The sequence below is a fragment of the Streptomyces sp. NBC_01166 genome (assembly GCF_045039765.1).
Classification (GTDB): domain Bacteria; phylum Actinomycetota; class Actinomycetes; order Streptomycetales; family Streptomycetaceae; genus Streptomyces.
This window is the reverse complement of sequence record NZ_CP108613.1, coordinates 2,231,921-2,242,949: the sequence shown is the minus strand read 5'-3', so window position 1 is coordinate 2,242,949 and position 11,029 is coordinate 2,231,921. Positions and strand designations below refer to the sequence as shown.

Sequence of the window (11,029 nt, the reverse complement as noted above, 5' to 3'; positions counted from 1 at the left end):
CCACGTGCGAAACGGGTTCCGCCGGCGCGGTGGGCGCGCCCCGCCCGGGGCCGCGGGCGGCGGTCACAAGGCGTCCTGCCGCACGCCGGAGGCCGGAGCGGCCGGGGCGGTGCGTAGGGGCGTGTGCCACGCGCCGCCCGGCAGCCGCGCCCCGGGCGGCTCGTGCCGCGGGGGGACGGGTGCGGCGGTGGGCTCCCGGTCCGGGGCCGGCGTGTCCTCCCCGTCGTCCGGGGTCAGCAGATCCGCGATGTCCAGGACGTGATAGCCCCGCATGGACGGCAGGCAACTGCCCCGCACCGGGCCGATCGCCGCCGCCCAGTCCCGGGGGATCGCCGACGCCCCGTGCAGGGCGCCTGCCAGCGCCCCCGCCACGGCGGCCGTGGTGTCGGCGTCCCGGCCCATGTTCACCGCCGTGAGCACCGCCGTACGGAAATCGCCGCGCGCCGCCGTGAGGGCGCCGAAGGCCAGGCCCACCGCCTCCGGCGCCAGATCCGTCCACGGGTAGCCGCCGATCACCACCGCGGACCGCACCGCGCGCTCGGTGGCCAGCCGGTCCGGGTGCGAGCGCTGCGCGGCCGTGACCGCGCGGCGCAGCGAACGGGCCGTCCAGGAGTCCATCGGCACGACCGAGAGCGCGGCCGCGATCACCGAGGCCAGCCCCGCCCCCACCATCGCTGCCGCCACCCCCGCCGCGACCGCCTGACCGCCGTAGATGCCCTCCCCCTCATGGCTCACCCGGCCGTCGACCGCCACCAGACGGGCGGCCTCGGCGGGACGGCCCGCCGCGAACACCCCGAACGGTGCCGCCCGCATCGCGAGACCGTCGCTCCAGGCGTGCCGGTGCTGCGCCGAGATCGGGGCGGCCAGCCCGCGCCGCAGATTCTCCAGCGTCCCGCGCTCGCTGAATCCGGCTCCCCGGAACGGACCCTCGTCCAGATCCGCGATCCAGTGGTGCCAGGCCCGTTCGACATGCGAGACGGTGAGCGCCGATCCGTGCCTGGCCAGCAGCAGCCCGGAGAAGATCGCGTACTCGGTGTCGTCGGTACCCGCCGGATCGTCGCTGACGAAACCCTCGATACGGCCCCAGCGGCGGCGGATCTCGGACGGGCGCATGTTCTCCGCCGGTGCGCCGAGCGCGTCCCCCACCGCGAGTCCCAGCAACGCCCCCCGCGCCCGGTCACCCGTGCCCGCCGCCGGACCGTCCGCCCTGAGCTCCATCGTGTCGACCCTTCACTCGCACCCGGAACAACCGGATATGAGAGGTTCCCCGATCGCGCCGAAGAGAGGCTCGTATTTCGTACAAATCGGCCGCCCGGGTGACGGCCGCGAGGCAGGTAAGTTCGGCCTTCCTTGCTGGCGGGAGGCCTTTTTCGTGCGTATTTTCGACGGTGCGGAGCGGGAAGCGCGACTTTGGGGACCGCTCCCGGAAAAGGGGAGAGCTGTGTCCATCATCGAGACCGACGCCGTACTGCACGAGGCCCACCGGGACAACCACACGCACCGTGACGTCAACGGCGGCTGGCTGCGGCCCGCGGTGTTCGGCGCCATGGACGGCCTCGTCTCCAACCTCGCCCTGATGACGGGCGTCGCCGGAGGGGCGGTCTCCCAGCAGACCATCGTCATCACCGGCCTGGCCGGGCTCGCCGCAGGGGCGTTCTCGATGGCCGCGGGGGAGTACACCTCCGTCGCCTCGCAGCGCGAGCTCGTCGAGGCCGAGCTCGCCGTCGAGCGGCGCGAGCTGCGCAAGCACCCCCAGGACGAGATGCGGGAGCTCGCCGCGCTCTACGAGTCCCGCGGGGTCGAGCCCGCCCTCGCCCAGGAGGTCGCGCGCCAGCTGTCCAGGGACCCGGAGCAGGCGCTCGAGATACACGCCCGCGAGGAGCTGGGCATCGACCCGGGCGACCTGCCCTCGCCCCTCGTCGCCGCCCTGTCCTCCTTCGGTGCCTTCGCTCTGGGTGCCCTCCTGCCCGTGCTGCCCTATCTGCTCGGCGCCACCGAGATGTGGCCCGCCGTGCTCCTCGCCCTGGCCGGCCTCTTCGGCTGCGGGGCTGTCGTGGCCAGGGTGACGGCACGCACCTGGTGGTTCAGCGGACTGCGCCAGCTCGTGCTCGGCGGGGCCGCCGCGGCGATCACTTACGGCCTGGGTGCGCTCTTCGGTGTGGCCGTCGGCTGACGCCTCTGAGGGGTGCCCGGGAAATCCCGGCCCGGATGCCGGGATTTCCCGGGCACCCCGCCGTGTTGCACCGGTGTGACGTACGTCTTGACGCACGTCACTGGGCGGATCGGGTAGGCCCCCGTAAAATGAGACGCTATGCAGTGCTACACATAAGTAGCCGTTACTCGGCGGTTTCGATTCCATGACCGCCGGGCAAGAGCCGTAGACACTCGCGGGCAACGACGCCTGCTCTCTGCGGTCTCCCCGGACAGTGATCGACAATGATCCTTCCGATCGTGACCCACCCGCACCACGACTCCGTGGTGTCCGCATGTTGGAACGGGCTATTCGCTTTTTGAGAAGCGTTCCATCATGTAACCTGCACGAAATTTCGCAGAGGGCCAGCGTCGTCCCTCGGCACAGCACATGCCACGACGACGACGGGAGAGCCAATGCGTTCCGACGCCTGGTCGCCCATGGACGGTCGCCCTGTCCAGCAGGGGATGTACGACCCCCGTAACGAGCACGACGCCTGTGGTGTCGGGTTCGTGGCCACTCTGACCGGTGTGGCCAGCCATGAGCTGGTCGAGCAGGCGCTGACCGTACTGCGCAACCTCGAACACCGCGGCGCCACCGGATCCGAGCCCGACTCGGGTGACGGCGCCGGCATTCTCCTTCAGGTCCCGGACGCCTTCCTCCGCGAAGAGACCGCGTTCGAGCTCCCCGAGGCCGGCTCCTACGCCGTCGGCATCGCGTTCCTCCCCGCGGACGACTCCACGGACTCCGTCAAGAAGATCGAGAAGATCGCCGCCGAAGAGGGCCTCGACGTCCTCGGCTGGCGCGAGGTCCCGGTCACGCCTGACATCCTCGGCAAGGGCGCCCGCGCCACCATGCCCGAATTCCGCCAGCTGATCGTCGCCGACGGCGAGAGCACCGGCATCGTCCTGGACCGCAAGGCATTCGTCCTGCGCAAGCGGGCCGAGCGTGAGGCCGGGGTGTACTTCCCCTCGCTCTCCGCACGCACGATCGTCTACAAGGGCATGCTCACCACCGGGCAGCTGGAGCCGTTCTTCCCGGACCTCTCCGACCGCCGCTTCGCCACCGCGGTCGCGCTGGTCCACTCCCGCTTCTCCACCAACACCTTCCCCAGCTGGCCGCTCGCCCACCCGTACCGCTTCGTCGCGCACAACGGCGAGATCAACACGGTCAAGGGCAACCGCAACTGGATGAAGGCCCGCGAGTCCCAGCTCGCCTCCAGCCTCTTCGGCGAGGCGCAGCTCGACCGGATCTTCCCCGTCTGCACCCCGGACGCCTCCGACTCCGCCTCCTTCGACGAGGTCCTGGAGCTGCTCCACCTCGGCGGCCGCTCCCTGCCGCACTCGGTGCTGATGATGGTCCCCGAGGCATGGGAGAACCACGCCTCCATGGACCCGGCCCGCCGCGCCTTCTACCAGTACCACTCCACGATGATGGAGCCCTGGGACGGCCCGGCCTGCGTCACCTTCACCGACGGCACCCAGGTCGGCGCGGTCCTCGACCGCAACGGACTGCGCCCCGGCCGCTACTGGGTCACCGACGACGGCCTCGTCGTGCTCTCCTCCGAGGTCGGCGTCCTGGACATCGACCCGGCCAAGGTCGTCCGCAAGGGCCGCCTCCAGCCCGGCAGGATGTTCCTCGTCGACACCGCCGAGCACCGCATCGTCGAGGACGACGAGATCAAGGCGTCCCTGGCCGCCGAGAACCCGTACGAGGAGTGGCTGGAAACAGGCGAGATCGAGCTCGAGGACCTCCCCGAGCGCGAGCACATCGTCCACACCCACGCCTCGGTCACCCGCCGCCAGCAGACCTTCGGCTACACCGAGGAAGAGCTCCGCGTCCTCCTCGCCCCGATGGCCCGCACCGCCGGCGAACCCCTCGGCTCCATGGGCACCGACTCGCCCATCGCCGCGCTCTCCGAGCGCCCCCGGCTGCTCTTCGACTACTTCACCCAGCTCTTCGCCCAGGTCACCAACCCGCCGCTGGACGCCATCCGCGAGGAGCTCGTCACCTCGCTGCGCTCCACGCTCGGCCCCCAGGGGAACATCCTGGAACCGAGCCCCGCCGCGTGTCGCGCCGTCACGCTGCCCTTCCCGGTGATCGACAACGACGAGCTGGCCAAGCTCATACACATCAACGCCGACGGCGACATGCCGGGAATGAAGGCCGCGACCCTGTCCGGCCTCTACCGCGTCAGCGGCGGCGGCGAGGCACTCGCCGCCCGGATCGAGCAGATCACCACCGAGGTCGACGCCGCCATAGAGGACGGCGCCCGCCTCATCGTCCTGTCCGACCGGCACTCCGACGCCGAGCACGCACCGATCCCCTCGCTGCTGCTCACCTCGGCCGTCCACCACCACCTCATCCGCACCAAGCAGCGCACCCAGGTGGGCCTGCTGGTCGAGGCCGGCGACGTCCGCGAGGTCCACCACGTCGCGCTGCTCATCGGTTACGGCGCCGCCGCCGTCAACCCGTACCTCGCGATGGAATCCGTCGAGGACCTCGTCCGCGCCGGTACGTTCATCGAGGGCATCGAGCCCGAGCTGGCCATCCGCAACCTGATCTACGCCCTCGGCAAGGGCGTCCTGAAGGTCATGTCCAAGATGGGCATCTCGACCGTCGCCTCCTACCGCGGCGCCCAGGTCTTCGAGGCCGTCGGCCTCGACGAGGCCTTCGTCGCCAAGTACTTCAACGGCACCGCCACCAAGATCGGCGGCGCCGGACTCGACGTCGTCGCCAAGGAGGTCGCCGCCCGGCACACCAAGGCGTACCCCGCCTCCGGCATCTCCGCGTCGCACCGCGCGCTGGAGATCGGCGGCGAGTACCAGTGGCGCCGCGAGGGCGAGCCGCACCTGTTCGACCCGGAGACGGTCTTCCGCCTCCAGCACGCCACCCGCAACCGCCGGTACGACATCTTCAAGAAGTACACCGGCCGGGTCAACGAGCAGTCCGAGCGCCTCATGACGCTCCGCGGACTGTTCGGCTTCAAGAGCGGCCGCGAGCCGATCTCCATCGACGAGGTCGAGTCCGCAGCCGAGATCGTCAAGCGCTTCTCCACCGGCGCCATGTCGTACGGCTCCATCTCCCAGGAGGCGCACGAGACGCTCGCCGTCGCCATGAACCAGCTGGGCGGCAAGTCCAACACCGGTGAGGGCGGCGAGGACGCCGAGCGTCTCTACGACCCGGCACGCCGCTCGTCCATCAAGCAGGTCGCCTCCGGCCGCTTCGGTGTCACCAGCGAGTACCTGGTCAACGCGGACGACATCCAGATCAAGATGGCGCAGGGTGCCAAGCCCGGCGAGGGCGGCCAGCTGCCCGGCCACAAGGTCTACCCGTGGGTCGCCAAGACCCGGCACTCCACCCCGGGCGTCGGCCTGATCTCGCCCCCGCCGCACCACGACATCTACTCCATCGAGGACCTGGCTCAGCTGATCCACGACCTCAAGAACGCCAACCCGGCGGCCCGCGTCCACGTGAAGCTGGTCTCCGAGGTCGGCGTCGGCACGGTCGCCGCGGGTGTCTCCAAGGCCCACGCGGACGTCGTGCTCATCTCCGGCCACGACGGCGGCACGGGCGCCTCGCCGCTCACCTCGCTCAAGCACGCGGGCGGCCCCTGGGAGCTCGGCCTCGCCGAGACCCAGCAGACCCTGCTGCTCAACGGCCTGCGCGACCGCATCGTCGTCCAGACCGACGGCCAGCTCAAGACCGGCCGCGACGTCGTCATCGCCGCGCTGCTGGGCGCCGAGGAGTTCGGTTTCGCGACCGCGCCGCTCGTCGTCTCCGGCTGCGTCATGATGCGCGTCTGTCACCTCGACACCTGCCCGGTCGGCATCGCCACCCAGAACCCCGTCCTCCGCGACCGGTTCTCCGGCAAGGCCGAGTACATCGTCAACTTCTTCGAGTTCATCGCCGAAGAGGTCCGCGAGATCCTCGCCGAGCTCGGCTTCCGCACGATCGAGGAGGCCGTCGGCCACGCCGAGCTCCTCGACACCGAGCGGGCCGTCACCCACTGGAAGGCACAGGGCCTCGACCTCGAGCCCCTCTTCTACGTGCCCGAGCTCCCCGAGGGCGCGGTGCGCCACCAGATCGCCGAGCAGGACCACGGACTGGCCAAGGCCCTCGACAACGAGCTGATCAAGCTCGCCGCCGACGCCCTGGGCGCCGACAGCGCCGAGGCCGCCCAGCCCGTCCGGGCGCAGATCGCGATCCGCAACATCAACCGGACCGTCGGCACCATGCTCGGCCACGAGGTGACCAAGAAGTTCGGCGGTGCGGGCCTGCCCGACGACACCATCGACATCACCTTCACCGGGTCCGCCGGCCAGTCCTTCGGCGCGTTCGTACCGCGCGGTGTGACGCTGCGACTGGAGGGCGACGCCAACGACTACGTCGGCAAGGGCCTCTCCGGCGGCCGTGTCATCGTCCGCCCGGACCGCGGCGCCGACCACCTCGCCGAGTACTCCACCATCGCCGGCAACACCATCGGCTACGGTGCGACCGGCGGCGAGCTCTTCCTCCGCGGCCGGACCGGCGAGCGCTTCTGCGTCCGTAACTCCGGTGCCACGGTCGTCTCGGAAGGCGTGGGCGACCACGGCTGCGAGTACATGACCGGCGGCCACGCCGTCGTCCTCGGCGAGACCGGACGCAACTTCGCCGCAGGCATGTCCGGCGGCATCGCGTACGTCATCGACCTCGACCTCGACAACGTCAACACCGGCAACGTCGCCGCCGTCGAGCTCCTCGACGACACCGACAGGCAGTGGCTGCACGATGTCGTGCGCCGCCACCAGGAGGAGACCGGATCCACGGTCGCCGAGAAGCTGCTGGCCGACTGGGACTCCGCGGTCACCCGCTTCAGCAAGATCATCCCGTCCACCTACAAGGCAGTGCTCGCCGCCAAGGACGCCGCTGAGCTCGCCGGTCTCTCCGAGCAGGAGACCACCGAGAAGATGATGGAGGCGGCGACCAATGGCTGACCCCAAGGGCTTCCTGACCACCGGACGCGAGGTCGCCGAGACCCGCCCCGTCGGCGAGCGTGTCAAGGACTGGAACGAGGTCTACGTTCCGGGCTCGCTGCTCCCGATCATCAGCAAGCAGGCCGGCCGCTGCATGGACTGCGGCATCCCGTTCTGCCACAACGGCTGTCCGCTCGGAAACCTCATCCCCGAGTGGAACGACTACGCCTACCGCGAGGACTGGTCGGCGGCGTCCGAGCGCCTGCACGCCACGAACAACTTCCCGGAGTTCACGGGCCGCCTGTGCCCCGCTCCCTGCGAGTCGGCGTGCGTCCTCGGCATCAACCAGCCCGCCGTCACCATCAAGAACGTCGAAGTCAGCATCATCGACAAGGCGTGGGACAGCGGCGACGTCACCCCGCAGCCGCCCGAGCGCCTCTCCGGCAAGACCGTCGCGGTCATCGGCTCCGGCCCGGCGGGACTCGCCGCCGCCCAGCAGCTGACCCGCGCCGGCCACACCGTCGCCGTCTTCGAGCGCGCGGACCGCATCGGAGGACTCCTCCGCTACGGCATCCCCGAGTTCAAGATGGAGAAGTCGCACATCAACCGCCGCATCGAGCAGATGCGCGCGGAAGGCACCAAGTTCCGCACGGAGGTGGAGATCGGCAAGGACATCGACGCCGCGAAGCTCCGCCGCCGCTACGACGCGGTCGTCATCGCCGCCGGTGCCACCGTCTCCCGCGACCTGCCCGTCCCGGGCCGCGACCTCAACGGCGTGCACTTCGCGATGGAGTACCTCCCGCTCGCCAACAAGGTGCAGGAGGGCGACCTGACGGTCTCCCCGATCACCGCCGAGGGCAAGCACGTCGTCGTCATCGGCGGCGGCGACACCGGCGCCGACTGCGTCGGCACCGCCCACCGGCAGGGCGCGGCCTCCGTCACCCAGCTGGAGATCATGCCGCAGCCGGGCGAGGAGCGTAACGCCAACCAGCCCTGGCCGACCTTCCCGATGCTCTACAAGGTCACCTCCGCGCACGAGGAGGGCGGCGAGCGGATCTACTCCGTCTCCACCACCCACTTCGAGGGCGACGAGGACGGCAACGTCCAGTCCCTCCACCTCATCGAGGTGGAGTTCAAGGACGGCAAGCTGGAGCAGAAGGCCGGCACCGAGCGCGTCATCCCCGCCCAGCTCGTCACCCTGGCCATGGGCTTCACCGGCACCGACCAGGCCAACGGCCTCGTCCAGCAGTTCGGCCTCGACCTCGACGAGCGCGGCAACATCGCACGCGACGAGAACTACGCGACCAACGTCGACGGCGTCTACGTCGCCGGTGACGCGGGCCGCGGCCAGTCCCTCATCGTCTGGGCCATCGCCGAGGGCCGCTCCGCGGCGCGCGGTGTGGACCGCTTCCTGACCGGGACCAGTGCCCTGCACGCCCCGATCCGCCCGACGGACCGTTCCCTGACGGTCTGACCACGGCACACAGACGTCCCGTACAACGGCGTACGGAACTGAACGCGGCGCCCGCCCCCGTCCCCGACCGGACAAGGGCGGGCGCCGCGGCGCGTCCGCACCCGGCCGGGCTCAGCCGACCAGCGCCAGCGCGGACACGGCGGCCAGCGTGCCCGTCACCGACAGCAGCAGACCGGTCCCCACGAAACGGCCCATGGCGATCCGCGTCCCGTGCCGGCGGCACCGCTCGAACCACAGCAGCGTCGCCAGGGACGCCCACGGGGTGACGAGCGGCCCCACATTGACGCCGATCAGCAGAGCCAGCAACTGCTCGTGGTTCTCCGCCGGGACGACCGCCTCGCCCGCCAGATACGCCGGCAGGTTGTTCAGGACGTTCGACAGCCCCGCCCCCACCGCCGCCGACCGCAGCATCCCCAGGAAGCCGTTGCCGGAGCCCAGCGCCGACTCCAGCAGCTCGTGCAGGCCGTGCGCGTCGACCGTCTCCACCACCAGGAACATCCCGGGGACCAGCACCAGCAGCCGCCACGGCACCAGCGACAGCCGCAGCTCCTGCCTGCGCCGTACGGCGAACGCCACCACGACCACCACCATCCCCGTCAGCGACACCGACCAGAGCGGAACGTCCGCCACCAGGATCGCCAGCAGGAAACCCGCGCAGGCCACCGCGCAGATCCGCAGCAGGACGGGATCCCCGGGCACCGGCGCTTCCGGCGGGGTGTATCGGTCCTGGCCCTCGCCGCGCCGGCCGCGCCGCCAGTAGAAGACCCACAGGCAGGCCGCCGTCACGGCGATCGCCGCGAGCTGGGGCAGCCACATCACCGCGGCGAGGCCGGACGGCGAGAGCGCCACCCGGTCCGCCGCCAGCAGATTCGTCAGGTTCGAGACCGGCAGCAGCAGACTCGCCGTGTTGGCCAGCCACACCGTCGTCATCGCCAGGGGGACCGCCGCGATCCCCACCCGGGCGGCCAGCGCCAGCATGACCGGGGTGAGCAGCACCGCCGTGGTGTCCAGATTCAGCGTGATCGTGGTGAGCGAGGCGAACGCCACGCACAGCCCGAAGAGCAGCGGATAACGCCCCCGTCCCGCCCGCGCCACCCAGGCCGCCACCACATCGAAGACCTGAGCCCGGCCCGTCAGTTCGGCCATCACGATCACGGTGCCCAGGAACACCACCAGCGGACCCACACGCCGCATCTCGTCCGCGGCGGGCTCCGGGGGCAGCAGCCCCGTCACCACCGCGAGCAGCCCCAGGACCAGCAGCCCCCCGGCGAGCCAGTCGAGCGGGTGCAGCCGCCGGAGAAGGCCGCGCGGACCCTGACCGGGCCCGTCTGCCCCGGGTTCCCCCGCCGAGAGATCTCTTGCCATGGGACGATGATCCCAGAAGGCGGACTCACTCCGTGGACCGGCGAGTTCGCCGCCCCGGCACCCCCGCCGGGACGGGGACGAGGCGGCGGGAGAACCGCGGGATCCGGGTCCTCAGCCGTCGGACAGGGCGCGTCCCAGGAGGGGCAGCAGGCGGTCCCAGTGACGCCGCAGCGCGTCAGGGTCGAAGGCGTCGGTGTCGGACATGGTGAAGCCGTGCACGGTGCCGGGGTAGATCTCGGAGGTGTAGCAGACGCCCGTCTTCTCCAGGGCCCGGTCGAGCTCGCCGAGGGACTCGGGCGTCACGTCGCCCTCGGCGTGGCCGAAGTGGACCCGGGCGGTCAGCCCGGCGAGGCCGCCGGGCCCGTCGGCGCCCACGGGGCCGTGGAACGCGGCGACGGCGGCCACCTGTCCGGGGTGGGCCGCGGCGGTGCGCACCGCGAGAAGCCCGCCGATGCAGTAGCCGGTCACCCCGACCGGTCCGGTCCCCACCTCGGGCCGTCCGGTGAGAAACCTGAGGTAGGCCTCGGCGTCGCTCAGGGTGCGTTCCGCGGTGTGCGCCTCGATCAAGGGCATCAGCCGGGCGAGGACCGCGGGCCGGGCCGCCTCCCCGATGTGCTCGGGGAGCTCGGTCACCGGTGCCGGGCCGTGCCGGTAGAAGAGGTTGGGGACGAGCACGTAGTACCCGTGCCCCGCCAGCTCGCGGGCCATTTCCCGCAGCACGGGCCGGATACCGAAGCCGTCCGGGTACATCAGTACCCCCGGGTGCCGCTCACCACCGTCGGGGAAGGCGGCGAAGGCGTCGGCCCGGCCGTCCGCGGTGGGAATGTGCAGTGTCCGTGTCTCGGTGCGCATGAGTTCTCCTGTCGTGGTCGACGTGTCGAGCTGTGGTCAGCACGACAGGAGGCGGAGCCCGCGCAGCGGCGCGGGGCCCTTCGTCCCGGTGCGGGCCGGCGTCGGCCCGTACGGCGCTCAGGGGAGCGCCGGGTCACCGATCCGTGTATGGCGAAATGCCGTCCCGGTAGTCATCGCGGCACAACGTAGTCC

At 71.2% G+C, this 11,029-nt stretch carries 6 protein-coding genes; 3 read left to right on the top strand and 3 right to left on the bottom strand.

The window, feature by feature from the left end:
- Positions 1-63: 63 nt before the first annotated feature.
- A complete protein-coding gene (locus OG379_RS10330; RefSeq protein WP_405661424.1) occupies positions 64-1,218 on the bottom strand; it encodes an ADP-ribosylglycohydrolase family protein in 1,155 nt (384 codons plus the stop codon).
- A 223-nt stretch (positions 1,219-1,441) separates the two neighbouring features.
- On the opposite strand from OG379_RS10330, the gene OG379_RS10325 reads away from it, so the two are divergent.
- The 3 genes from OG379_RS10325 to OG379_RS10315 all read left to right on the top strand — a co-directional run bounded on the left by OG379_RS10325 (position 1,442) and on the right by OG379_RS10315 (position 8,620).
- Complete coding sequence (locus OG379_RS10325; RefSeq protein ID WP_393755500.1) at positions 1,442-2,173, top strand: VIT1/CCC1 transporter family protein; 732 nt, start codon at positions 1,442-1,444, stop codon at positions 2,171-2,173.
- 434 nt (positions 2,174-2,607) lie between these two features.
- On the top strand, positions 2,608-7,167 hold the full coding sequence (gltB, locus tag OG379_RS10320) for a glutamate synthase large subunit (protein WP_405661421.1): 4,560 nt from the start codon (positions 2,608-2,610) through the stop codon (positions 7,165-7,167).
- Entirely contained in the window at positions 7,160-8,620 is a 1,461-nt protein-coding gene (locus OG379_RS10315; protein ID WP_393755496.1) for a glutamate synthase subunit beta, read from the top strand. Before gltB ends, OG379_RS10315 begins: the two co-directional genes overlap by 8 nt.
- Positions 8,621-8,731: 111 nt before the next feature.
- Here the strand turns inward: OG379_RS10315 and OG379_RS10310 are convergent, their stop codons facing one another.
- Together OG379_RS10310 and OG379_RS10305 are read right to left on the bottom strand one after the other, a co-directional pair.
- Positions 8,732-9,985 carry an SLC13 family permease gene (locus tag OG379_RS10310; protein WP_405661419.1) on the bottom strand — a complete coding sequence of 418 codons (1,254 nt, stop codon included), beginning with the start codon at positions 9,983-9,985 and terminating at the stop codon, positions 8,732-8,734.
- A 111-nt stretch (positions 9,986-10,096) separates the two neighbouring features.
- Positions 10,097-10,837 (bottom strand): dienelactone hydrolase family protein, encoded by a 741-nt coding sequence (locus OG379_RS10305; RefSeq protein WP_405661417.1) that lies wholly within the window; start codon positions 10,835-10,837, stop codon positions 10,097-10,099.
- Between the last annotated feature and the right edge of the window lie 192 nt (positions 10,838-11,029).